We start from the raw sequence: 23051 nt of genomic DNA, 5'->3' as shown, positions 1-23051 counted from the left end.
ACGCAGGTGTCTGTTGCAAGTACTTATTAGAAGGTATTACTTTTCAACATACTATGGGGGTTATTACTTGAAAGTATTGGTCATTGGTGGAACATCATTTATCGGTCGACATATTGTTGAGGAGTTGTTACTCAACGAACATGAAGTAGTTCTATTCAATCGCGGAAAAACAAATCCAGATTTATTTCCAACGTGCCGTCGCATTGTGGGGGATCGTCGCACGGATATGGATCAGGCTGCCCTCGAACATTGGGATGCTGTCATTGATACAAGTGGTTATACGCCGAATGATGTAAAACCTGTTATTGAGGCACTGAGAGAAAAGAGCGATCATTATACATTTATTTCAACGATTTCCGTTTATGATGATTTTTCAAAAGGCGATGTAAATGAGCAGGGCACGATTATTACACATACTGTCGAGACCGATGAAGTGACGGGTGTAACGTACGGTCCGCTAAAGGTAATGTGCGAAAATGAAGTGAAGAATAGTTTAGGCGAAAAAGCTCTTATTGTTAGACCTTGCATTGTCGTTGGTCCGGATGATCCAACAGATAGATTCACCTATTGGGCTTTGCGAACTGTGGAGGAAGGACCAATTGCGATACCGGGAGGAAACAGGAAAGTACAATGGATTGATGTGCGTGATTTGGCAAAATGGATTGTCACCATGATTGAGGGGAAGAAAACAGGGACTTTTAATGCTGCTTCCGAACCTGTTTCATTCGAATCATTCATTGATGCATTAATAGCTAAACAAGGAATTGAGACAATCGCCATTTCGGATACGATTGTGGCAAAGATTGAGATGGATGCAAAACATCGTTTCCCATTGTGGATGCCTATTACGGAACAGTTTCCACAAGGTTTTTTCATTGTAGATGCATCTAAAGCTGTGCAAGAAGGGCTTTCGATTCGTCCCCTTCATTACACTGCGGAGGACACAAGGAAATGGGCAGTGCATCTCGAATCCGAAACATGCAAAGTTGGTCCAACGAACGAAATCGAGAAATTATTACTTGAAACTGCTGCGAGAGAAGGAATGTCAAATTGAAGACTGATTGTCTCGGTGCCTATGTGAGAAACATTCATGTTTATTCAACCAATATGAATGGTTATTCGGAAGAAATGAATTAGCCTAATCCCTATAACTTCGCGTTTGTATTCACATGTAATTGTAGTGTATTAACTGAATTGAGTTTTGTATAGGTACCTGTTGCAAGGCTTTGAGGGAATTAAACAGTTGACTGTATTGACGACCATTGAATATCAGGAATGGCATCTTGCTTTAAACCCTTTCGTCATCCAGACGAAAGGGTTTTTAAACAGCTGCCATTCAAGCATTTTTAACGTTTTGTCCCAGCCTTCTTCAAACTCGATTCATGTGTAAATACAAATAATTATTAATCACATGAATCGAAAATACAAATCTCTTGTTCTTTCATTTGCTCATCAATAAAATCTTTAAATTCTTTTAATGCTACTTCTAGATTTTCCATGTGTTCTTGTCTTTCAGTGTCTGTTCCTGCATCAACAAAAAAAAGAAACTCTTTATCCGTTGCAGACTCAAGGACTACAAAGTCATCTTGTGGAACTTGGGAGGTTAACATACTTCGCACCGAACCAGAGTGTTTAGAGATAACTGGATAAAGTTCAGTAATTGTTTTTAGCATGTTTTCTTTTTCCGAGCTATTCGTTTCGGCTATATATTTCTTTTCAATGTCTACGATTTTTTGATAGTTATCAATTAGTCCATAAACGCTCATGAAAAAGGATTCATTGTAAACAGTTAATTTATGGTTCTGTTCTTTTATTATAATTATTGAAATTAGGTTGGTCAGAACTAAGAGCGCAACTAGTATTTTTAAAAAACCTATCTTTTTCAATTAAATCATTCCTTTCATTTACATCTAAAGATACTATTCCGCGCTTTCCACAGATACAGGTTTAGTAACTATAGCTTGAGTTTCTTCTGAAAAGACTCCAACCACAAGCAACAAACCGACCCAAAAACAACTATTCCTTGTAGTATACACTTTTAAACACAGGATAATTTTAACTTGTATAGCGAGTAAAGTAAATAGATGGTTTTGTGAATTCATCAAAAGCATTTTTATTGAATTAATGATATTAATATCAAAATATGCTAGTGTTACTTTCAAAATAGATAATATTTGTAAGTACATACTCTTCAAAATTCTATTAATATAAAAATGAAACTTTTTAGTTTATTATCACGACTAATCGGTATAAGGGAGGGAAGGTCGATGAAAATAAGAAAAATCGCCATGGTTTTACTCGTCGCTCTTAGTTTAGCTGCTTGTGAAAATCAACAGGTAGTCGATGAAATCGGAGACATTAAACCAAATTATGAAGGTGCATATACAGCTCCTACCATCAATAATTTTGCTGGAATAGTAAACGGTGGAACTGCAAGATATGCAACTGGAAATGTATTTACAAGACACTCGCTCCAGGGAAGAATGAACCGGGCCATTGAGGTATATCCTGGATCTACATACGTACCAGATCTCCCGAAACTGCAGAAAGGCTATTATGCGGAAATCCTTTTTGAAGAGGTCAATAAACACGGAGAAAAACCAAAAGAGCTGTACGCCATAACGACGAGAGATCCAGAAGAAGCGAAAGTAGATATACCGGATAAGCCAGGTAAGCTTTTTCGCTATACCCTTACAATTCGAGATGAAAATGATGAATTTAAAGATCGCCGTTATGACCCTTTGTTCACAACATTTGAAGACTATAATTTTGTTATGAATGTCCGAAAACCTGTTTATAATCAGTATGAAAAAATCACTTTAAACATTGAAAATTGGGGACCCAATTATCTTTCTATTAGTAAGGATTGGAAATTATTCAAACTAGAAAGCGATGAGTGGATGGAAGTTGAATTTCTTATAAAAAATAATACTGTTGGAGAACCAGCGATTGAGCCATCGGCATGGAATATGGATTATCTTGCTATTGGCCCAGATGCTGAATTGCTAGTAGCAGACACAGATAAAACTTTTGTGTTCAATCATGTTCATTTGCAAAAAGGCCAATATAAGATCCAAGGTAAAATGGGTTCTGCTGAGCATGTCTTTTATTTGGAGGATTCGTTTGAGGTTAGATAGGGTGTTAGAGCATAAGAACATGGGCAGATTCCCAACGTGGTCATAGTCTTTTGTATAATTTTATAGTTATTATAAATAAAGATATTGTACAGAGGACAGACTTCTGGACAATATCTTTTTCTCTAGTGGAAATTAGCTGCCTTGTTTTAACTACCTCTACATGCGGCACTCTATTAAAGCTTATCTTTCTCATAATCACTTGATACTTTTAACAAGTTCAATAAACAGATCAATCATCGGTGAACGGGCTTCTACATTCCAGGCAATGCAGTTCTTCATAGTAATATCACAGTTTTTTATTGGGAGGAATACTACTTCTTCTCGGTTGAAGTAGTTGACCAGCTCAGGAACTATCGCAATGCCCATATTGGCTGCGATTAGCGGGATGATGGTCTGTAGTTCATGTGTCCTTTTGCTGATGTGCGGATGGAAGCCTGCAGTATTGCAGATATTAATAATAGTGTCGTAATAAGCCGGACCGATTTCTCGTGGTGTCATGATGAAGTTTTCATCTTTCAATTGCTGTAAATCGATTCCTCCGACTTCTTTGGCTAACGGATGGCTAATAGGGAGAGCCACCTTGTATGGATGCTCCGCTACCACATTCGACTCAATGTTCTTCTTTTTGATTGGTCCAGGAAGTAGCCCGATATGAATTTCTTTTTTCTCAAGTGCCATTAATTGTTCTGCTGTTGGCATTTGTTCCAATTGCAATTGAACATTAGGATGGTGCTGTTCATAAATTTTTAGAATTTTGGTCAACGTCCCATAGTCAGGACCAAATCCAATCTTTAAGGTTCCTAACATTCCATTATCTATCAGTTTCGTATTTTGTATGATTGAATGCAAGTTACGATTGATTTTTACGGATTCCTTGTAAAAATAGTGACCCGCTTCTGTCAGAACTACTTTCCGCTTCGTACGGTGAAACAGTTTCACTTCCAAATATTCCTCTAATTTAAAGATTTGTTGACTAAGAGGTGGCTGTGTCATACCTAGTCTCTTAGCCGCTCTTCCAAAATGAAGCTCCTCTGCTACTGCAATGAAATACATTAGTTGTCGAATTTCCATCATTTTCTCCTATTAATTCTTTTTACATATTAGTAGTTAACAAAAATCGTATTGGTAATATTTATTAGTATACCGTAAACTAAGTTTTATGAATAGTACGCAATCCATTATTATATGGAAGCGCATACAAAGGGGGGCATGTAATGGAAATGGAATTTAACCCGAATTTATTATGGTATGTGATCGGGTATGGCGTCTTCATGATTGTTCTGGGGATTATGTATTCCAAAAAAGTATCAACAAGTGATGATTTCATTTTGGCAGGAAAATCGCTAGGACCTGTCGTTTTGATGGGGACATTGCTAGCGACATGGGTCGGCAGTGGGACGGTCACTGGAGGACCTAATTCTCTTGCGTATTCTTATGGTCTCTGGCCAGCCGTAGGATATGTGTTGCCGTCTTTAATTGGGATTTTTGTTCTGTTTTTGATGTCATCTAAAATCAGGAATTACGGCAAGTACACAATTTCAGAAATTCTTGAAGTGAAATATGGGAAATTTGCAAGCATGGCAGCCGCTATTATCATTATCTTGGCTTATGTCGGAATTGTTTCCTATCAATTTAAAGGGGTCGGTTTCATCCTTCACGTATCTACAGGTGTTTCTGTAGAAACCGGTACACTAATAGGCGCGGTTATTATTATCTTCCTTGCTACGATTGGCGGACTGATGTCTGTTGCGCCTACTGATGCATTTAGCGCATTTTTGGTCTTGATTGGTTTGATTGTTGCAGTGCCTATCGTCATTTCAGTTGGAGGGGGCTGGGATGAGATTATAGCTACAGTACCTAGTGAAAATTTAGATTTATTAGGGAGTCTGACACCACTTCAATTTCTAGGATTCTATATCCCAGTCCTGTTCCTCTTGCTTGGGGATCAAAATATGTATCAGCGGATTGCTGCTTCGAAAAGTGACAGCACAACAAAAGTCGGTACAGCTGGCTGGATTATTGGCATGCTAATTTCAACTCCTCTAGTGGCTGTCATCGCTTTTAGCGCACGAGCGATTTTTCCAGAGATCGATCCGGGAATGGCCCTAATAGCTACAACTCTTGTTATACCGACATTTGTAGGTGGCTTGTTAATATCTGCCGTTACCGCCTTCATTGTCACAACTGGGAACTCGTACTTGTTATCAGCTTCAACGAATATCACATACGACATATACGGAAAGTACATTAATAAGAATGCAAATGATAAACAAAAATTGATTTTTACAAAGGTACTGATCCCGGTACTCGGAATCATTGCATATGTATTAACAACTTTCTTCCCATCTGTGCTTTCAATACAGATGTATTCTTATACGGTTTATGGTGCTGGTATTACGCCTGCATTACTCGCTGTTTTAATATGGCCAAGTGTCACGAAGCAGGCTGGAATAGCTTCTATGTTAGTAGGGATTGCGACAACATTAGGGTGGGAGCTTGCAGGAAATCCATTCAGCATTAATAGTGCTATAATTTCCATTCCAATAGCTATTATTGTGTTAATCATTGTTACTTTAGCGACTAAACAAAAGCAGTACAACGTTTCCATTTAATTTAGAAAGGATGATTTCATGAACCACAGAATTCAGACACTTCGGAGCGACTTTTCTTCAATAGGAATTGACGCTGCGATCATTATGAACTTCGAGAACCAATTCTACTATTCAGGACTAAAAGCAATCACATATTCGCGTCCCATTGTTCTTGGTATCGATCAAAATGAAACGCATTTAATTATCCCCTCTTTAGAGGAGGAACATGCTAAAGACAAGACTGATGTTGATAAATTGTATGTGTATCATGAAACAAAATTGGAGTCGAGTAGAGGGGAATCCTACCTAGATTACTTCGTACAGATGCTTGCCCAGTTCTCCCCAAATGCTCGTATTGGAATCGAATATTCATCCTGTCCAGTTATATTACGAAACATTTTAGCCGATAAAGGTTTTACGTTACTCAATGTGGATTCATACATCGCTGAAAAAAGGTTTATCAAAGATGATGTGGAACTCAATCTTATTAAAGAATCAGGTAGACTTGTCAGCTTAGCGTTAAAACACTCTCTTGAAAACGCGAAGGCTGGAATAACAGAAATTGAATTGGACCAATATGGGAATTCTGCTCTTTTCGATGAAGTGGCCAGGACACATCCGAACTCGACGTTAGATTTTTTTGTCATGTCTCCTTCAGGCGTCAAACGGACAAATATGCCACATGTATTCTCCAATACTAGAAAACTAGAAAATAACGATATTATTATCCATAGTAGACAAGTTGGTTTCAATGGATATCGGGCAGAGTGCGAAAGAACCTTCTTCATTGGAGAGCCGACAGCTGAGCAAAGGAAAGTATTTTCTGTTGCCGTCGAAGCACAATTGAAAGCCTTAGAGGAAATTAAAATAGGTATGAGAGCCAGTGAGGTAAACGAAATCGCACGACAGATCATTGCAGATGCGGGATACGAGAAATATATGAAACACCGGACTGGCCATGGAATTGGAATTGGTTTACACGAGGAGCCATCTCTACGTTTTGACAATGAACTAGTCCTACAAAAAGGAATGGTCTTCTGTGTTGAACCAGGTATTTATGTTCCTGGCATTGGCGGGTTCCGTCACTCAGATACAGTCATACTTTCGGATAAAGGAACTGAATTGATCACACAGTATCCTTATTCAATAGAAGAATTGATAATCGAAAAGCGGTGATATATAGAATGGTAGTGTGTCGGTGTGAGGAACATTCGTGTTAATTTAACCAAAACAAATGGTTATACGTAAGAGATTAATAAACCTAATATTTACCAAAAAACAGGTACCTGTGTACGTACATGCGATTAATTAACTAAATTAATTTCAACACACAGGTACCTGTTATTTTTCATATTTTAAATCTATTGTTCAAATTTTCTAGTAAAGTATATTTGTCATATTTTCACTGATACGCAGCACTAGTGCGCGTGATTCGAATGTCTTACTGCCTCGAATTTCAGCCTCTGCAACTCATTTTTGAACTATTTGGACAAAATACACGGAATTTAACTAAATCCCCCTCACAAATACCGATCCAAAAACTCCCGTATAGCACGAAACCCCGTAACCTGATTCTCCCGCTTCGTAAACCCATGCCCTTCATCTTCAAAAATAATATACTCCACAGGCACACCATTCTCTTTCACTTTTTCTACAATGTCGTCGGACTCGGCTTGTAGGACGCGTGGATCGTTGGCGCCTTGTAGGACGATGAGCGGTTTGTTGATATTTTCGGCATGAAAGAGTGGCGAGATGCTGCGGATGTAGTCCGTTTGTGTGTAGGGATCGCCGATTTTTTTGTAGAGCAGGTCACGACTTGCTTCCCACCATGGCGGAATGCTTTTTAGTGTGCGTTCCCAGTTGGATACGCCGAATATGTTAACGCCGACATTGAATGCATCCGGTTGGAAGGTGAGGGCTGCAAGTGTCATGTAGCCGCCGTAACTTCCGCCGATGATGCCAATCCGGTTTTCATCGATTTTACCGGTTTCAGTTAAGAATGTCTTCCCCTCAATACAATCCGCTAGGTCGACATCGCCGTGCTTTAAGTCAGCTGCCTTGAAAAATGTCTTCCCGTATCCAGAACTCCCTCGATTGTTTACAGCGAGTACAGCATACCCGTGATTGACCAAATACTGAATCATCGGATTGAAATCTACGGTCCACTGGCCGCCAGGTCCACCGTGGACATAAATGAGTGCAGGTGCTTTTTCCCCGTCTTCCAAGTGTGGTTCATAATAAATGGCCGGTATGTCAAGGCCGTCGAAAGAAGGGAAGTGAACAACTTTTGCATGGACTAAATCGTTCTCGTCAATTTCAGGGTTCAGTGAGTTTGTTAAGCAATTTAGCGTTTTTGATTCAAACTCATATACATACAAGTTTGCAGGAGCTGTTGACCGGTTTACTAAAAACACCATATATTTCTCACTCTTTGAAATGGCTAAACCGCTAATTTGCCCTTCAGGAAAATCAGTAATTTCAACCGCTTTGCCTGTTGCTGTTTCTAGCACCTTCACTTCCGTTTTTCCGTCATGATTTACATAGTAGTACAAGTATTTATGAGTAGGAGAGAAGCGAGCGGCTACAATTCCCCAATCTTCTTTCGCGACAACTTCTGTCATGCCGGACGTTAAACAAAGCCGCTTCAAGTATAAAAACTCATGCTCTTCGTCCGTTAAAAAGTATAAGAAATTGGAATCCAAATCGAATGCCACAGGTTGATAGTGAACGTCACCGTCATGTTCTGACAAGTGCTTCACGCCGTCTTCTTTCGTATAAATAAACATATCCGAATTATTTGCTGTCCGCGGCTTGTGCAACGCAACGTATTTCTTGTCATGGGAAATCGCGGCAACGTAATAACCGTCTTTATTTGTAAACAGCAAAGTCGGTTCCAATGTGTCGATATTCATTTCATACAAATCCATATACCGAGGATCGCGCTTATTGGATTCATAGAAAAAGGAGTTCTCATCCAGACTCCATCGATGAAACTCGGCTTTCTCTTCTGTACCAGGTGTCAAATCGATCTGTTTTCCATCTTCCTTTTGCATATACAGATGCGTAATTTCATTCCCACCTTGGTCGCTGCTGAACAGAAACTTGCGGCCATCCGGGAAATACCCCTTCGGAATAATAAAATTGTCATCTGAGCTTGTCAGCTGCTCGACCTTGTCGCCCGAACGGGAAAACGCATACGTATTGTACACACCCGAACGGTTACTGCCTACTAGAATTTTTCCATCATCAGGAGAAATCGATACCCCTATCAAACTCTCGCAATTCACAAATTGCTCAATCGAATACTTCTTCTTCACACGAATCATTTCTTTAGCCCCTTCCTTTTTCCATACACCCACTTAAAATTTTATAGTATTTCGACTGTTTAAACAAATATTATTGAAAAAATAACCTAATATTTAATGAACATGGGAAATAATATTAACCAGCAAGGCAAGATAGTAATTATACAAAGCCATCTATCACTATTTTTACAAGTTGAAGTATAGTGTTATCGGAAAACAAGCATATTCTTTATAGACCAAACTACTAATAAAACAACAACCTAGCTTCTGTAACGTAAGCTACCATCGAAAAGAAGCATGATTGTCCACTTTAGGAGATTCATGCTTCTTTTTTGAATACAGGTTTATTCATGAAATCTGTCTCCGATTTCCCGCGGCTTGGCAAACAGCCGGTTTAATTTGACATTAGTAATTGCGAAAAGGGTATACAAGTGGAAAGGGAAAAACAAACATTTTCATCAAAGCTATGGTATAATTGACGTAATTAATAGACAGGCTTGCACATATACATACGTAAAAGGATGTGATATGTGTGTGCAATCGGGAGGGGAAAGATATGGCAATAAATATCAAAGAAGTGTATAAAGATACAGACGATAAGTTGATTGTTGATGCTAAAAAATACAATTCAAAAGTTCCCCGGCTTGAAGTGGTTGACGGCAAAGTTAAAATAGACCTTAATGATCCTCTTCAAAAGAAATGGTTTGAGGAGTTCGAAAAGTAATTAATGGAATTAAAAATTGGCGATATCTTCTGATTAAATTATATTATTCCTAGAAATAACGAACATGATAGGAGACCAGTAGTTGTCTGGGCATTTGAAGATGAACGTTTTCTAATAGCAGCTTTTGCAACAATTACTACATCAGAGATAGAGGACTTTGATGGTAAGTATGATAAATGGAAATCTCCTATTTTTAGATGGCGTGATGCGGGGTTGTACAAGGAATCTTATGTTAAGGCAAATTGTATAGCTAGTGTGGACAAAACAGCATTTATTTCTGAAGATTATATTGGTGAAATGGCTAGGGTTGATTTGAATAATGCTCAATCAAAAATAAAAGAATTTATCAATTCAGATGAAGAACCTTGGTAAGCATCCTCCATGGGTGCTTTTGTTTTGTAGATTAATAACATTATTATCCTGAAGTAAACAAGCGTCAATAGCCAAACCCAACACTAAATCAAGCACAGTCCGTGGAAATTGTGGATGCAGTTTACTCACACAACTCTAACCCCTATAATCTTTGAAAAGGGGGATTAACATGATCCGTTTATTAACTAAAAGCAATACGAAACAAGCTGCCACACTACTCGCGATGGCTTATCCAGGGATGCAAATCGCGGGTGAGGAAGCTCAACAAGCATTTATTGAACGACTCAACTTGGAAATCGAAACCGAAAATAACTTAAGCTTCTACGGGCTATTTACGGAACAAAATGAGTTAGTAGGCATATACAAACTTCATGATCTTCAAGGGAATGTAAATGGGAAGATTGTTCGTATCTGGGGAATCGGCACTGTAGGCGTGCACTTTTTCCAAAAAAAAGAAGGAATTGCGAAACGATTGCTACAGCATTTTCATGAGGTGGCTAGAAGTGAAAATGTCGGGATCGTAGCGCTTTACCCATTCAACACGACTTTTTATCAAAAGATGGGGTACGGGTATGGACCGACACGCTATCAATATAAACTGAAGCCTGCAAGTTTTCCGAGCAGTGGCGATCGAAAAAAAGTGATCATGCTGTCCCCCGCAAATGAGGAAGAGATTGTTGCTGTGTACAATAAATTCGCATCGCTACATCATGGCATGATTGAACGGACTTGGCATGAACGGAATTTGATTAAGAAAAAAGCGACATATTATGCGGGTGTTTATGAAGGCGATGAGTTGGTTGGCGCGCTTGCCTATGCATTGCTGCCTGTGAAAGATAGTCATTTTCTACATCATGAGATGACGATTTTCGAGTGGGTATGGACGAAGCCAAGTGCTTTCATGGACTTGTGTGCGTGGATTCATTCACAACAGGATCAAGTCGATCGTGTCATCGTTCGGACGCATGACGAGTCACTCATTTTTCAACTGGAAGATCCCCGAAACGATAGCAATCATCTGATTCCGAGTGTTTATCATGAAATCGGAACGGCTGGCATTGGGCTCATGTATAGAATCAGCTCGATCGAGTCATTTGTCCAGCAAACTAATTTTCATTCCTTGGACCGACCTGATCACCCTGCAACGATTTCTTTGTTCGTCCAAGATACGTTTATTCCCCAGCAAAATGGGAGTTATCATTTGTCATTCAGCCAAGATCGTTGGAGCATAGAAAAGTCATCAGAATCTATGGAAGAAGTCGATTTGAGCATTGCGATTTCAGATTTAAGTTCGTGGTGGATGGGGTGTGTCAGCATGGAACAGCTAGTTCAATATGGAAAAGTGAATGCGGATAAATTGTCGGCTAGGCAGTTGGATCGATGGTTTAAGCCTGAGTCGAAACCTGTTTGTTTGACATCGTTTTGAAGAAGCTGTGAACATCCTAGTTCCATACCTTCCAGCAAACCATACTCACCTTTTCCGGAAAGTTATTGCCTGTTACCACATTTATAAGCAGTGAAGCACAAATTCTTACCTTCGAGAATCTGTGCTTCTTTTTGTGATAGCAAGATATATCTTTCAAAGTTGTTGTAATTATCGTATAATTAACTTAATATGTAGGTATCGACAAATCAAGGTAAGCAGTCCTGGAAATCATGGAAAGTGGTTGGAAGTGCTATTTTACGAAAAGGAGGTGTAAGACGAATGGTGAAAAAGCTGCTTGGAATTTTTGCGATAATCGGATTTTTTGCAGCATGTAGTAACGAGGTTAATCAAACAAATAATAATCTTGAAGAAGAAGTGGAAAAAGAAATTCTAGAAAATGATAAGAACCAATCGAATTTAAAAGATGATGTGGTTGAATTAGATGAAACTAGCATGGAAATTCATACAGGCTCTACAGAAACAATTAGTAGAAAGACTGAAGGTCAGGATCAGGAGATTAATGTTATTAATTATCATATAACACCATATGGGATTGCCTATCAATTAGACGAGGTATTTGGTGTTCCTGAAGTGGTCAACAACCAAATATATTACACATCTCAAAACTCTGGCTATAAGATTACATTAGAAATAATCGAACACACAAATCTCGAAAAAGCTGTATCGAACCTGCAAGAAAGATTTGAAAGCGAAGGATATGAAGAAAGTTTTGAAGACGGTTATGAATTGAAAAGCACGCCGGTTGAAGAAAATGGTTTGATAGGAAAAACACAATTATATGGCGATCATCCAATGAAAGGATTTGTTGCATATGAGATTGATGAACATGCACTCGTGGTTACTTTTCAATATCAAGTAGAAGGTGCAGATGCGATGAACCCACTCTTAGAAGACTTACGAAAATCGATTCATATGCAATAATTATTTCACCAACAAAGCACGTTTTATCAATACTATCCATTTGCGTGCACGCCGAATGAAAAAGGGTAAAGTGAATGCTTTATCCTTTTTTTTAACCCCATTCATGTGGATTTTTTATTTTTGAAATCTAATTCGATCTTTATTTGTTGGAATCCCATTATTTACTTTTTCCCATTTGCCATTGTTAAATCGTTCGTACTGTTCAAAAGCAAAAGGCAATCCATTTGCAGTAGCGATGTCACTACTGTTCCTCGTGTGATGAATGATTGTCCAATCTGATAGGATAGGTAAGTGAGAGGGGTGTTACTCATGGAACTAAGCAAAATTCCTTACTATGAAAAAGAGTCACTGAAATTTCAACCTATGAAACATATGCAAGGAAGGATTCAAGAAATGGAGCAGGCATCGAGTGAAGGAGCAGAAGTTGCTAATCGCTGAAAAGACATTGTCGAGCAGCTTAAAGACGAAGTATATCCGGTAGTTCACCCGATCGGGCGGGAGACATTTTCGCTGTTTGCTGAGTTTCCGTCTGGGATCTTTGAGTATGCGCTGGATATTGACGAGGCTACTTCAATAATTAAGAGGAATCAGCTTAAACCGTTCATGTTTCAGCCTTCATCGGTTATAGAGTCGGTGGATGTGGGCAATGTCAACACAGACACGAGCAACATAAAAACAAACCACAATAATCCTATCATGGTTCTTCAAAGTCAATATGTAACTGAGGGAAAACCTTATTGTATTAATGGAAACCACCGCATCACGGAAGCATTTAAAAAACAAGCGGATCACATTGGTGTATTTGTCTTTCGTGATTTGGAATTTGTCCCGTTTTTTTATGACAATCTGAGCAAGGCTATTTATTATTTGGAGATTGATTACCACAATGTCGTCAAGAATGAACGGCAGCTGTTGGCGGAACAGCAGACTGCGTTTGTATATGAATTCTAAATGATAAATGTTTGATGTAATCACGCTTACGATGTCGGAAAGCCGTTTAAACATATGACGGTGACTGATAGAATGAAGAAGCAAGTATAATAGATTTGATATTCTTATTGTGGAGGTGAAGTGAAGACATGGAATCGCTTTTTTCCGATATTGGCTATTATTTCATGCCGATATTAGCAATTGTTTTTTGTCTTAACCTAGTAGCCATCATAAAAAAAGCAAAGAACGACCAAACTACTACTTTAAATACATTTTTAATGACAACATCTTTTGTATTTATCGTATGGACCATTGCTTATCTCACTATGAATCGTAATTAATCGAATCAGATACGAGCGACAATCAACCATGCAATATGACGCGAAAAATTATGAAGCCTATACCTGAATGTTGGAAGATTATTGGCGGAAAGAGAAGCTGTTTGCTATTCGGCAAATTTACGGTTTCTTTGTCCGATCTTCACAGCATTCGTGTGATACAGATTTTTCGGTACATCGCTATGACTTTTTGGTTTTCGTTTTTCCATTCCTTGCTTCGCGTAGGAAGCTTGAATTGTTTTTCCATTTCGGCTTTTAGACCGGCTAACAGTATATCCTTTTTCGGTTGGTCGAAAAAGATGATTCGTTCATATTCTTTTTGGTAATCCGCTAGTGACTTACCTGTCATGTTATTGCCACCTTTTTTTGCAGTTAGGAAAAGATCAAATCTTTTGCAGTATTATCAACAACAAGGTTAAGACATCGTTTTTTTATCCAAGCAAGATCCAAGCAATTAGTGGTGCCAGTATGGAGCTCAGCAGGGCATTGAGTGACATGGAGACGGAGCCCATGGAAAATGCCAGCTCTCCATATTCGACAGCTTTTGCTGTTCCGAGTGCGTGCGAGGCGCTTCCGAGAGCGATTCCCCTTCCAACCGGGCTATGCACTTTCGCCCATTTTAAAAGGAGAGGCGCTAAGATTGAACCGAATATGCCGGCAATCATGACGGCGACGACTGCCATCGAAGCATTGCCGCCTATCCCATCTGTAATTGCAATTGCAACAGGTGTCGTGACGGATTTGGGAAGGATGGAAAGACTCAATGTATGGCCCAAGTTTGTTACTTTAGCAAGAATGGCGACGCTCAGCATTCCGATCGTTCCAGCGAAAGTGACACTGACAAAGATAACCACTGCATGCTTACGCAAGAACCTTCGTTGCTTATAGAGCGGATAGGCAAGTGCTACAACTGCCGGTCCAAGTAGCGAATTGATCCATTGACCGCCCTGCATATAGCTTTCGTAAGGGATTTGAAAAGCAACAAGGATAACGATAATTAAAATTGTCGATGTCAACACAGGAAGTAAAAATGAGTAGTGGAATCGACTATAAAGTTTTGTCATAAAAAAATAACTGATGACTGTTAACAGAATCATGAGTGCTGCGAATAGGATTAGTTGCATTCGGATTCCTCCTTCTTCTTTTCTGTCCTTTTCTCCAAACGTTGGGTGAAAATACCTGAGATAACGATTGTAATCGCCGTACTTACTACGACAATTCCAAGTAGCAGCAATCCTTGCCACGATAGCAGGGAAGGGTAGTTCATGATGCCGACCGTCATCGGGACGAACAAAAGCGTTAAGATACCAAGTAAAAACCCTGCACCATCTTCAATCAATTCAACAGGAATCACCTTCAAGGTTAGGCAAATGAATAATAGGATTAACCCGATGATGCTGCCTGGAATAATGAGATGAAAAAGGTTTTGGATATAAGTACCGATATAAGAAAATATGAATAGTATGCCGATTTGTAGGCAAATACGTATAACTTTCATCTTTACACTGTCTCTAAAGAGACAACTTCCTTCTTTCTGTATAAGAGTTGTTCCTTGTATGGTTATTTGCATGAATTGAATGTTGTAGCAAGGATTTAGAGATTATATCACTAGTAAGTGTGAGGTTCAATGATACGAATGTCTGTGGCGGTATGAAAATGTGTCGGTGCCTGTGTGAGAAACATTCATGTTTATTCAACCAATATGTATGGTATTCGGAAGAAATCAATTAGATTAATCTCTATAACTTCTCATTTGTATTAACATGCAATTGTAGTGTATGAACTGAATTAAATTTCATGCAGATGCCTAACAAAACATTACAATTAATAGTAGAAAATAGAATCAGATAGGAGCGACAATAAACTATGCAATATGACGCGAAAAATTATGAAGAATATATCGAGATGCTGGAAGAGGATTGGCGGAAAGAGAAGCTACTTGCGATTCGGCACATGATTTTGGAGTATGCCCCTGAATTGGAGGAAGTGATTCGCTATAAGATGTTGAATTACGGGAAAGACGATCACTATGTCTTTGCTCTTAACGCGCAGAAGCATTATGTGAGCCTTTATGTTGGGACCATCGAGAAAGTGGAAAACGCGGAATCTCTATTAGCGGGTTATAACTATGGCAAGGGCTGCATTCGTGTAAAGAAGACCATTAAGATTGAAGATACCGGATTGGAGCAATTTATCCACAAAACGATCAATATGTGGCGTGCTGGTGAGGATACGGATTGTTGATGGGCAAGATTGTTATTGTATGTCCACGATAAAAAAATGGAGCGTTGCAATGAAGAAGATATTGTTATGGCTAAGTTGTATTTTTATCCTTGCTGCATGTTCGAGTGAAGGTGGCACGTCGGATGAAGAGCCTATCCTTACAAAAGAGTATATAGAGGAAAAGGCGAAAATCGGTTTAACGTACGATGAAGTTAGAGAGGTTTTTGGCACTGAGGATCTGTCCGATGTCGTCGATTCAACAGAAACTTGGCTCTATGATTCAACTCACCACAGTGATTATGAGTATGATCAAAGCTTAGAAGTAATCGCTTCGGAAGAGATAAAAACGGGCAAACTGGACTATCAGTTATACTTGAACTTTATGGATGAAAAGGTTTTTATGTACGCTTTTTTCTATAAGGGAGAAGATGGAAAGGTGTGGCAGTATCAATTAACGCCTCAAAATGAACCACTAACGACTCCCGTTAGTAATTAGAAATTCACCATACTCGTTTCATTCGTAATCTGATAGAAAAGTGAGGTGTTCCGTATGTTTTTCGTTCAAATGGCTGGGTTTCCTGGATCGGGGAAGTCCACGCTTTCTCGAGAAATCGCTAAGCGAACGGGGGCAGTCATAATTGACCATAATGTTGTAAAGTCTGCATTATTGCATTCGACAGAGGATTTCCCGCTTGAAGGAAAACGGGCAGGTCAGATTGCGTATTCAATTGATTGGTCTTTAATTGAATTTCATTTATCACAAGGTCACAATGTCATCTTTGACAGTCCCTGTCTTTATGAAGAAATGGTCGAGAGAGGGATTGGTTTGTCCGAAAGGTACCATGCGAACTACAAGTATGTCGAGTGCTATCTAAATGACTTTGAAGAAGTGAACGAACGATTAAAGAAACGTGATCCAATGATTAGTCAAATAAAAGAGGTACGTTCGGAAGAGGTTTTTCAATCTAGTTTAGTACATAGCAAAAAACCAACTGATCATTCGTACATGGTTGTGGATACAAGTAGACCTTTAGGCAGTTATGTGAATGAAGTGTTAACGTACATAAACGAATGAGGAGTGAATACATTAGCATGTTTGGATTCGACTGCCGGTCATACTGGAGCAGTCATGTTTATGCTCCTGTGGTGAAGGAATGATCAGATATTAATTCATCCAAGTATTTATTATATGACAAAAATAAAAAAATGGAGTTTGTATAGTGAAGAAAAATAAATTAATGAGCATCGTAACCTTATTAGCAATTGTGTTGGTAGGAACGTCAGCATGTGCCAATACCTCAAACGAGGCGCCAACCGAAGCAAATCCGTCAAAGTCTGGTGCAGTGGAAGGCAACAATGATGGTTCGGTCGATGCTTCTGCGAATACTGACGATGAAGATCTGGATACTACAAGTTCAGAGCAAAATGCGAGTGAACAGAAAACGCAAAAGGATTCTAAACCACTTTCGCAGTATTCGAATGAACACATTGAATACGCGCGTGTCTGGCTACAACTTGGGCCGAATCAGGATATCGATGAATTAAATGTTCGCCATATTCCAGCTGGCGAACCGATAAACCCTGATGATGATACAAGTGCCGACTATCCTGAAGACGTTATTCAGTTAGCGGGGAGCCGCTTAGTAGATGGTTCCGTTACGTACAGTAGAAATGGCGATGGTACAATTACTGTTTATAACGTACCATTAAGATGGGATGGGAACTATCCTGCTGGAGAAGATTTCTACCTAGATATTCTTGCAAATACCAAACTGGTGTCTATTGATCCGAACGAGGATGAAAAAGTGATAGCGCTGATTAAATTGATAAAGTTGCAGCAAAATTAGATGCGTTTAAAGAAAAAAAGTAACTACCTTGCTAACTGGCCAGTAAGCAAGGTAGTTATTTTTCTAAAGACATTCGTGCTAAAGATTGACCGCACTTCATGCGGACATCTGCTGGGTCGACTGGATGTTCGTTTACCCGGTCTTCTTAGGAAAATGTACGTTTATCTTGCCTCAACATTGCTTGGATTTCTTCTTTTGAGTAATAAAATACTGACCCCTTGAGCAATAAACATGATGTAAATTAATAAAATCATATAATCCCTGTAAACGTCTATAGTGATATTATCAAAGAAACGATAATAAATTTCTATGAGTAACCATCCAATTGGGAAGACGGCCGCAGAATACTGATAAGATTTCAAAAGGATTTTTTTCTCTTGCTCGTCTTTTGCCTTACTCGCATATCTAAACGTTAACGATAAAAATAGCAAAAAGACAGGGATTAAAAATAGGATGATAGAAGATAGTATAGTCAATGTTTTCCTCCAATCTAAATGAGTTGTGGTTCTATATTACCTATATATCAACTTAAATGTAAAATAATTATAGTTTGATTCAAGTGAAAAGTAAAGATTGTTTAAATATTATAGACTTGCGTGATAATTAGCTGTGCAATAAATAGTGAAGTAGGTTGAAGATGTTTGTGAACGTAATACATGATTCAACGGATACAAACAGGCGTGATAAATTCTTTTCAGATAGCTCCATGAAAATGGAAGTCCATGATTGAAATCAAAAACGATACTCGTGCTTACTTACCGATGACAAGAAAATCGATAACGTACGCTCATTCGTTAATGTACTGTAAAGTAAAGCACCCGTAAATCAGATGATTTATGGACTTACTCTCACCAGTGAACTTGCAGTTTATTGCCACTTGGGTCGTAAAAGTGGAAAAAGGCATGGCCATTATCTTCTTGTATCGCCTCGACCTTCACTTGATGATCTGTTAAGTGTTGGTGAAACTTAGCTAATTCTGGACTTGTAAAGCCGATGCTAAATTCGGGTTCGTTCTCAATGGTGAAATGTGAGAATGTTTCATCCTTGGTAGGAACTAAGATTAGTAAAAAAGGTCCTTCATTTACTTTTACGATTGCACGTTCCTCCGTATGGGTTAGTAACTGGAACCCTAATACATCTCGATACCATTGCGCAGATTCCTCCAAATCCTTTACAGGAATTCGAATGTAATGTACTTGTTCGATGAATGATGGACGCATCTTTTTCTCTCCTCGTTTGAGTTGGATTTTCGAATCGCTATTCCCTTTCCTCTGATTACGCGGAAAATTTAGGTAATCATAGTTTAGCATAAGTTTTGTTAACCCGATAGAACAACGGAAAAATGATTGATGGTGTGAATTGGAAGCGATATCTAGTCGTTGTATCATTCATATGACGGCAGGATAGTTAAGAGAGAGAAATCGAGCTTGTAATAGTACTCAGTCTGAAGCTTAGGAGGTGTAGTTGATGCAGTGGTCCCCATGGTTACAAGGCGGTCCTTTTCTTGAAGTTAGTTTCTTGATGGAGATTAAAGAAAAGAAAAAAGAAACTATACAGGAACTGATTGATAATTTGTCCAAGGTCAAAAATAGAATTGAAATCCATGACCAAAACGTGGATGAAATAATTGATTTCTTTGATAGAGGTTATTCTTATGACGAAGAAGACTCACAAACAAATTACCTGCATTCTTTAAGGTTAAGATTATATGTCTAGTTATCGAGAAAACGAAAAGCAACATTACAAATAGAAAAGGTCTCGTCAAATGCAATAATGGTTAATTTTTGGTTTTTGAGTACTGCCTTCGATGCCTTAGAGTGGGACCAAATCGGAATGAAAAAAGAGGAAATTACAGACTTTGCAAAGTTCCTTAAAGAGTTGTATTCCGTTTATGCGTTTAAAATCGGAGGAATTGCAATTGAAGAAGATGTTCTTGAATTACTTGGGTTTGATGAAATATATCCGAACGAATGCTATCGTTACGAAAATGTGTCTCCTGACAATTTTCTTCATGAATCATCCCATTTCATAAATGTAATTTGGAATGAAAAATACAACAAATTAAGTGACGTTCCTTACAATTACGAGAGGCTCGATGAGGATGGAATCCTTATGGAAACTGGTAGCACCCTATTAAACTAACCGGTGCTTTAGTGAGAAATGAACATCAAATTACAATGAGCTTGACGATATATGTTCGAGCTCTTTTTTTATGTGCAAGTTTATTCCTTGATAAAATGCATGCTGCTGCCACAAAGTTAATGGTCTTTGTGTAATTTGTATTGCCGTAATAGCGGTAGGATAGCTGATTGAACAGCGAGCTATACCTTTATCATAGAAATCTTCGCGCTAAAAAGTAAGAAATACTTGTACGCTATGAAATCGAAAGTACGGGGTGATCATGATTTTTCTAAATAAGTACTCGTTACTCATACTTATCGTCTATTGCACACTTTTTGCATTTCTATCCATGTATGATGATTTGACGAATAAAACCATAATTGTTTACGGCGTATCAATTCTTGTGATCTGTTTTTTGGCATTCCTAGCTAAAAGAAAGAGTTCACTGATTGTGCTGCTGTTGGCCAATTTACTAACGTTCGTCCATTCTTTCTTTTGGGTAACTCGTGTCGCTGAATTTGAAGAAAAGGGATACTATATTGCACCTTTCACACCTGTTTCTTTATTAATTTCCGTCACGGTTGTTTTTGGACTCCTGCAGATAGCAATCTATCTGGTTACAAAGCCTGCCGGGTACAAGCTAAATCTCGACAATAAATGAAAACAGAATGTGAAATAATTTGATTGAAACGCTGGCCACCTCCAAACAGGTGTCTGGCGTTTTGCTTGCTAGTAGACAATTGAGCACTGGCGTTATACATCGATTTTATCATTCCGTGCAAGTCAAAGAAACTACTCGACACGCTTACTACCGTGAATCATACTTTCTCTGAATGAGCACCGTCCACTACATGTCACAATTTTCCTGCCGACCGTTAGTAGGTTTCTTCTTTCGGGTATGCTAAACTTTGAAACGTTCAAGAGGTAATGAAGAAGGTGGAATTTAGATGAAAAGAACGGAGCATCAGCAGCAACAAAAACGCAAGAAGGCGGAAAAGAAAGGGACGATCATGAAAAGGGTTATCCGCATATTATTCGCCGGAATTCTACTTGCGACGATTTGTAGCGTTATTATCATCAATCTATTAATTGCAACGAGCGATGTGAGTAAACTAGAAGAACCTGAACCAAGACCGACTTTTATTTATGATCAAAACGGGGAGGTTGTCAGTAAAATCTCTCATTCCAATATAGAAGGAGCTTCGCTGGACGACATTCCGAAAGAGTTGATTGAAGCGGTTATTTCTGTGGAGGATCAGCGATTTTACAAACATCATGGGATTAATTATGTCGGGGTTGCGCGCGCTTTTATCAATAACTTGTTCGAAGGGGAGGTCGTTGCAGGTGGGAGTACCATTACACAACAGCTCACCAAGAATGTGTTTTTATCGCAGGAGCGGACGTATTCCCGTAAGTTTAAGGAATTGATTCTTTCAAAGAAGATTGAGCGAAGGTATTCGAAAGACGACATACTGGAACGTTACCTCAACCACATCTATTTTGGTGAAGGGGCATGGGGTGTGCAACGAGCTGCGCACATCTATTTTGGGAAAGATGTTAGTGAGTTAACGTTGAGTGAAAGTGCGACGTTAGCTGGGTTAATCAAAGCACCTACCCATTTATCTCCATATAAAAATCTGGAGAAGTCGGTGGAACGACGCAATGTTGTTTTATCGTTAATGAAAAGTGAAAAATACATTAGCCAAGCCGAGTTCGATAAAGCGATTGGACAAGAAATTGTTTTAGCGGATGCAACCATGACAAATTATAAAGGGAAATATCCCTATTATATTGACCAGGTTGTTGACGAGGCGATTCACACGTACAAACTAACGAAAAATGAAGTGCTAGCTGGCGGGTTACATATTTATACGGAAATTAATCCGGTCATTCAAGATGCGCTGGAAGAAGTGTATGCGGATGACCAATATTTCCCCGAAAGTCAGGCAGATCAACTCCTGCAAAGTGCGTCGGTTTTCTTGAATCCTAAAACGGGTGGCATTTCGGCATTGGTCGGGGGGAGAGGTGAGTACACATATGGGCGCTTTAATCATGCGACCGAGCTCATTCGGCAACCGGGATCGACGTTAAAACCTCTGGCCGTCTACACAGCTGCGTTGGAAAAGGGTTATCAAATGGTGGATTTGCTTGTTGACGAACCGATCAACATAGATGGGTATTCCCCAAGAAATTTCGATCGCCAATATCGAGGGCAAGTGACCATGTACGATGCCGTCGCTCACTCGTATAACATCCCTCCCGTCTGGCTGTTGCAGCAAATTGGCATTGAAAATGGAGTACGCACGGTTGAACGGTTCGGCATTCCTTTGGCAGAAGAAGATCATAATCTAGGGCTCGCCTTAGGAGGTTTGCACAAAGGGACATCACCGTTGCGAATGGCACAAGCTTTTTCGGCATTTCCAAATGATGGCGTTATGATGCAAGCTCATGCGATTGTAGAAATAAAAGATTCAGAAGGCAAAGTCCTTGGAAAGTGGCAGGAACAGTCAGTAGAAGTTACAGGAGCAGAAGTTGCCCAGCAAATGACGTATATGCTGCAAGGTGCAGTTGAAGAAGGGACGGCGAAGAAAGCACAAATTTCAGGTGTTGACGTAGCGGGTAAAACAGGTACGACCCAGCTCCCATTCGAAGGCGTGGACGGGTCAAAAGATCATTGGTTTGTCGGTTACACACCGGACATTGTTGGGGCAGTTTGGCTCGGGTATGATCAAACGGATACGACCCATTATTTAACGTCAACGAGTAGTTTCACAGCTCCGCCCATTTTCGCCGAAGTCCTATCAAAATCAAAAAGTGAATTGCCGACCAAGCAATTCGACTTACCATTACTCGCAAAAGCTAAAAAAGAGCTAGAGAAACAGCAGGATAATCAACAACGAAAGCAAGAAAAAGAGAAGAAGAAAAAGGAAAAGAAAGAAGAAAAAGAACGAAAAAAGCGGGAGAAGAAAGAAGAGAAGGAAAGGAAGAAGCGAGAGAAGAAAGAGGAGAGAGAGAACAAGAAACGGGAGAAAGAGAAAGAGAAAGAGGAAGATGAAGATGAAGATGAAGATGAAGATGAAGATGATTAGAAAATT

Annotated in this window: 26 protein-coding genes; 17 read left to right on the top strand and 9 right to left on the bottom strand. The window is 39.2% G+C overall.

Going from position 1 to position 23051, the window contains the following annotated elements:
* The first annotated feature begins 67 nt into the window (after positions 1–67).
* On the top strand, positions 68–1054 hold the full coding sequence (locus QT711_RS14615; protein WP_317945447.1) for an NAD-dependent epimerase/dehydratase family protein: 987 nt from the start codon (positions 68–70) through the stop codon (positions 1052–1054).
* 349 nt (positions 1055–1403) lie between these two features.
* Here the strand turns inward: QT711_RS14615 and QT711_RS14610 are convergent, their stop codons facing one another.
* Complete coding sequence (locus tag QT711_RS14610) at positions 1404–1886, bottom strand: hypothetical protein (protein ID WP_317945446.1); 483 nt, start codon at positions 1884–1886, stop codon at positions 1404–1406.
* Between the two features lie 381 nt (positions 1887–2267).
* Between QT711_RS14610 and QT711_RS14605 the strand changes: the two genes are divergently transcribed.
* A complete protein-coding gene (locus tag QT711_RS14605; protein ID WP_317945445.1) occupies positions 2268–3137 on the top strand; it encodes an immunoglobulin-like domain-containing protein in 870 nt (289 codons plus the stop codon).
* Between the two features lie 195 nt (positions 3138–3332).
* Here QT711_RS14605 and QT711_RS14600 read toward each other — a convergent pair whose 3' ends face one another.
* Positions 3333–4208, bottom strand: coding sequence for a LysR family transcriptional regulator (locus QT711_RS14600; RefSeq protein ID WP_317945443.1), 876 nt, complete (start codon positions 4206–4208; stop codon positions 3333–3335).
* Positions 4209–4351: 143 nt separating this feature from the next.
* Here QT711_RS14600 and QT711_RS14595 point away from each other — a divergent pair, with 143 nt between their 5' ends.
* Both QT711_RS14595 and QT711_RS14590 read left to right on the top strand, forming a co-directional pair.
* Positions 4352–5749 carry a sodium:solute symporter family protein gene (locus QT711_RS14595; RefSeq protein ID WP_317945441.1) on the top strand — a complete coding sequence of 466 codons (1398 nt, stop codon included), beginning with the start codon at positions 4352–4354 and terminating at the stop codon, positions 5747–5749.
* Positions 5750–5767: 18 nt separating this feature from the next.
* Positions 5768–6904 (top strand): Xaa-Pro peptidase family protein, encoded by a 1137-nt coding sequence (locus QT711_RS14590; RefSeq protein WP_317945440.1) that lies wholly within the window; start codon positions 5768–5770, stop codon positions 6902–6904.
* A 344-nt stretch (positions 6905–7248) separates the two neighbouring features.
* Here the strand turns inward: QT711_RS14590 and QT711_RS14585 are convergent, their stop codons facing one another.
* Complete coding sequence (locus QT711_RS14585; protein ID WP_317945438.1) at positions 7249–9087, bottom strand: S9 family peptidase; 1839 nt, start codon at positions 9085–9087, stop codon at positions 7249–7251.
* 502 nt (positions 9088–9589) lie between these two features.
* Between QT711_RS14585 and QT711_RS14580 the strand changes: the two genes are divergently transcribed.
* The 5 genes from QT711_RS14580 (at position 9590) to QT711_RS14560 (ending at position 13448) form a co-directional block, all read left to right on the top strand.
* Positions 9590–9757 carry a hypothetical protein gene (locus QT711_RS14580; protein ID WP_317945436.1) on the top strand — a complete coding sequence of 56 codons (168 nt, stop codon included), beginning with the start codon at positions 9590–9592 and terminating at the stop codon, positions 9755–9757.
* Positions 9758–10298: 541 nt separating this feature from the next.
* Positions 10299–11555 (top strand): GNAT family N-acetyltransferase, encoded by a 1257-nt coding sequence (locus QT711_RS14575; protein WP_317945434.1) that lies wholly within the window; start codon positions 10299–10301, stop codon positions 11553–11555.
* A 279-nt stretch (positions 11556–11834) separates the two neighbouring features.
* On the top strand, positions 11835–12497 hold the full coding sequence (locus tag QT711_RS14570; RefSeq protein WP_317945432.1) for a hypothetical protein: 663 nt from the start codon (positions 11835–11837) through the stop codon (positions 12495–12497).
* A 309-nt stretch (positions 12498–12806) separates the two neighbouring features.
* On the top strand, positions 12807–12935 hold the full coding sequence (locus tag QT711_RS14565) for a hypothetical protein (RefSeq protein ID WP_317945430.1): 129 nt from the start codon (positions 12807–12809) through the stop codon (positions 12933–12935).
* Between the two features lie 165 nt (positions 12936–13100).
* Positions 13101–13448: a hypothetical protein gene (locus QT711_RS14560; RefSeq protein WP_317945428.1), complete on the top strand. Its 348-nt coding sequence runs from the start codon at positions 13101–13103 to the stop codon at positions 13446–13448.
* Between the two features lie 157 nt (positions 13449–13605).
* On the opposite strand, the gene QT711_RS14555 is transcribed toward QT711_RS14560, so the two are convergent.
* The 4 genes from QT711_RS14555 to QT711_RS14540 form a co-directional block, all read right to left on the bottom strand.
* Positions 13606–13740: a hypothetical protein gene (locus QT711_RS14555; RefSeq protein ID WP_317945426.1), complete on the bottom strand. Its 135-nt coding sequence runs from the start codon at positions 13738–13740 to the stop codon at positions 13606–13608.
* A gap of 167 nt (positions 13741–13907) precedes the next feature.
* Complete coding sequence (locus tag QT711_RS14550; RefSeq protein WP_317945424.1) at positions 13908–14114, bottom strand: hypothetical protein; 207 nt, start codon at positions 14112–14114, stop codon at positions 13908–13910.
* 82 nt (positions 14115–14196) lie between these two features.
* A complete protein-coding gene (locus QT711_RS14545; protein WP_317945422.1) occupies positions 14197–14889 on the bottom strand; it encodes an LrgB family protein in 693 nt (230 codons plus the stop codon).
* Positions 14880–15263 carry a CidA/LrgA family protein gene (locus QT711_RS14540; RefSeq protein ID WP_317945420.1) on the bottom strand — a complete coding sequence of 128 codons (384 nt, stop codon included), beginning with the start codon at positions 15261–15263 and terminating at the stop codon, positions 14880–14882. Before QT711_RS14540 ends, QT711_RS14545 begins: the two co-directional genes overlap by 10 nt.
* A 368-nt stretch (positions 15264–15631) precedes the next feature.
* Between QT711_RS14540 and QT711_RS14535 the strand changes: the two genes are divergently transcribed.
* From QT711_RS14535 to QT711_RS14520, 4 genes are all read left to right on the top strand, one after another.
* Positions 15632–16009, top strand: a complete 378-nt coding sequence (locus QT711_RS14535) for an iron chaperone (RefSeq protein WP_317945418.1) — start codon at positions 15632–15634, stop codon at positions 16007–16009.
* Positions 16010–16058: 49 nt separating this feature from the next.
* Positions 16059–16484: a PhoU family transcriptional regulator gene (locus QT711_RS14530; protein ID WP_317945416.1), complete on the top strand. Its 426-nt coding sequence runs from the start codon at positions 16059–16061 to the stop codon at positions 16482–16484.
* Between the two features lie 54 nt (positions 16485–16538).
* Positions 16539–17063, top strand: a complete 525-nt coding sequence (locus QT711_RS14525) for an AAA family ATPase (protein ID WP_317945414.1) — start codon at positions 16539–16541, stop codon at positions 17061–17063.
* 163 nt (positions 17064–17226) lie between these two features.
* Complete coding sequence (locus QT711_RS14520; protein WP_317945412.1) at positions 17227–17835, top strand: hypothetical protein; 609 nt, start codon at positions 17227–17229, stop codon at positions 17833–17835.
* Positions 17836–17996: 161 nt separating this feature from the next.
* Here QT711_RS14520 and QT711_RS14515 read toward each other — a convergent pair whose 3' ends face one another.
* Positions 17997–18311, bottom strand: a complete 315-nt coding sequence (locus QT711_RS14515; RefSeq protein WP_317945410.1) for a hypothetical protein — start codon at positions 18309–18311, stop codon at positions 17997–17999.
* A gap of 372 nt (positions 18312–18683) precedes the next feature.
* The gene (locus tag QT711_RS14510; RefSeq protein WP_317945408.1) at positions 18684–19055 is read right to left on the bottom strand and encodes a VOC family protein; all 372 of its coding nucleotides are present in this window, start codon (positions 19053–19055) and stop codon (positions 18684–18686) included.
* Between the two features lie 247 nt (positions 19056–19302).
* On the opposite strand from QT711_RS14510, the gene QT711_RS14505 reads away from it, so the two are divergent.
* The 4 genes from QT711_RS14505 (at position 19303) to QT711_RS14490 (ending at position 23045) form a co-directional block, all read left to right on the top strand.
* The gene (locus QT711_RS14505) at positions 19303–19551 is read left to right on the top strand and encodes a hypothetical protein (protein ID WP_317945406.1); all 249 of its coding nucleotides are present in this window, start codon (positions 19303–19305) and stop codon (positions 19549–19551) included.
* A gap of 57 nt (positions 19552–19608) precedes the next feature.
* Complete coding sequence (locus QT711_RS14500) at positions 19609–19977, top strand: hypothetical protein (protein ID WP_317945404.1); 369 nt, start codon at positions 19609–19611, stop codon at positions 19975–19977.
* A gap of 259 nt (positions 19978–20236) precedes the next feature.
* Positions 20237–20617, top strand: a complete 381-nt coding sequence (locus tag QT711_RS14495; RefSeq protein ID WP_317945402.1) for a hypothetical protein — start codon at positions 20237–20239, stop codon at positions 20615–20617.
* Between the two features lie 286 nt (positions 20618–20903).
* Positions 20904–23045: a transglycosylase domain-containing protein gene (locus QT711_RS14490; RefSeq protein ID WP_317945400.1), complete on the top strand. Its 2142-nt coding sequence runs from the start codon at positions 20904–20906 to the stop codon at positions 23043–23045.
* The last annotated feature ends 6 nt before the right edge of the window (positions 23046–23051 follow it).

Source organism: Sporosarcina saromensis (assembly GCF_033253735.1).
Lineage (GTDB): Bacteria > Bacillota > Bacilli > Bacillales_A > Planococcaceae > Sporosarcina > Sporosarcina saromensis.
The sequence above is the reverse complement of the archived record's forward strand: the minus strand, read 5'-3'. Positions and strand labels throughout refer to the sequence as shown.

Bases quoted from the DNA above. Each gene is read 5' to 3' on its own strand.
- QT711_RS14605 (WP_317945445.1), top strand. From the start codon at position 2,268: ATGAAAATAAGAAAAATCGCCATGGTTTTACTCGTCGCTCTTAGTTTA.
- QT711_RS14600 (WP_317945443.1), bottom strand. From the start codon at position 4,208: ATGGAAATTCGACAACTAATGTATTTCATTGCAGTAGCAGAGGAGCTT.
- QT711_RS14595 (WP_317945441.1), top strand. From the start codon at position 4,352: ATGGAAATGGAATTTAACCCGAATTTATTATGGTATGTGATCGGGTAT.
- QT711_RS14590 (WP_317945440.1), top strand. From the start codon at position 5,768: ATGAACCACAGAATTCAGACACTTCGGAGCGACTTTTCTTCAATAGGA.
- QT711_RS14580 (WP_317945436.1), top strand. From the start codon at position 9,590: ATGGCAATAAATATCAAAGAAGTGTATAAAGATACAGACGATAAGTTG.
- QT711_RS14575 (WP_317945434.1), top strand. From the start codon at position 10,299: ATGATCCGTTTATTAACTAAAAGCAATACGAAACAAGCTGCCACACTA.
- QT711_RS14570 (WP_317945432.1), top strand. From the start codon at position 11,835: ATGGTGAAAAAGCTGCTTGGAATTTTTGCGATAATCGGATTTTTTGCA.
- QT711_RS14565 (WP_317945430.1), top strand. From the start codon at position 12,807: ATGGAACTAAGCAAAATTCCTTACTATGAAAAAGAGTCACTGAAATTT.
- QT711_RS14560 (WP_317945428.1), top strand. From the start codon at position 13,101: ATGTTTCAGCCTTCATCGGTTATAGAGTCGGTGGATGTGGGCAATGTC.
- QT711_RS14555 (WP_317945426.1), bottom strand. From the start codon at position 13,740: ATGGTCCATACGATAAATACAAAAGATGTTGTCATTAAAAATGTATTT.
- QT711_RS14550 (WP_317945424.1), bottom strand. From the start codon at position 14,114: ATGACAGGTAAGTCACTAGCGGATTACCAAAAAGAATATGAACGAATC.
- QT711_RS14545 (WP_317945422.1), bottom strand. From the start codon at position 14,889: ATGCAACTAATCCTATTCGCAGCACTCATGATTCTGTTAACAGTCATC.
- QT711_RS14540 (WP_317945420.1), bottom strand. From the start codon at position 15,263: ATGAAAGTTATACGTATTTGCCTACAAATCGGCATACTATTCATATTT.
- QT711_RS14535 (WP_317945418.1), top strand. From the start codon at position 15,632: ATGCAATATGACGCGAAAAATTATGAAGAATATATCGAGATGCTGGAA.
- QT711_RS14530 (WP_317945416.1), top strand. From the start codon at position 16,059: ATGAAGAAGATATTGTTATGGCTAAGTTGTATTTTTATCCTTGCTGCA.
- QT711_RS14525 (WP_317945414.1), top strand. From the start codon at position 16,539: ATGTTTTTCGTTCAAATGGCTGGGTTTCCTGGATCGGGGAAGTCCACG.
- QT711_RS14520 (WP_317945412.1), top strand. From the start codon at position 17,227: ATGAGCATCGTAACCTTATTAGCAATTGTGTTGGTAGGAACGTCAGCA.
- QT711_RS14510 (WP_317945408.1), bottom strand. From the start codon at position 19,055: ATGCGTCCATCATTCATCGAACAAGTACATTACATTCGAATTCCTGTA.
- QT711_RS14505 (WP_317945406.1), top strand. From the start codon at position 19,303: ATGCAGTGGTCCCCATGGTTACAAGGCGGTCCTTTTCTTGAAGTTAGT.
- QT711_RS14500 (WP_317945404.1), top strand. From the start codon at position 19,609: ATGGTTAATTTTTGGTTTTTGAGTACTGCCTTCGATGCCTTAGAGTGG.
- QT711_RS14495 (WP_317945402.1), top strand. From the start codon at position 20,237: ATGATTTTTCTAAATAAGTACTCGTTACTCATACTTATCGTCTATTGC.
- QT711_RS14490 (WP_317945400.1), top strand. From the start codon at position 20,904: ATGAAAAGAACGGAGCATCAGCAGCAACAAAAACGCAAGAAGGCGGAA.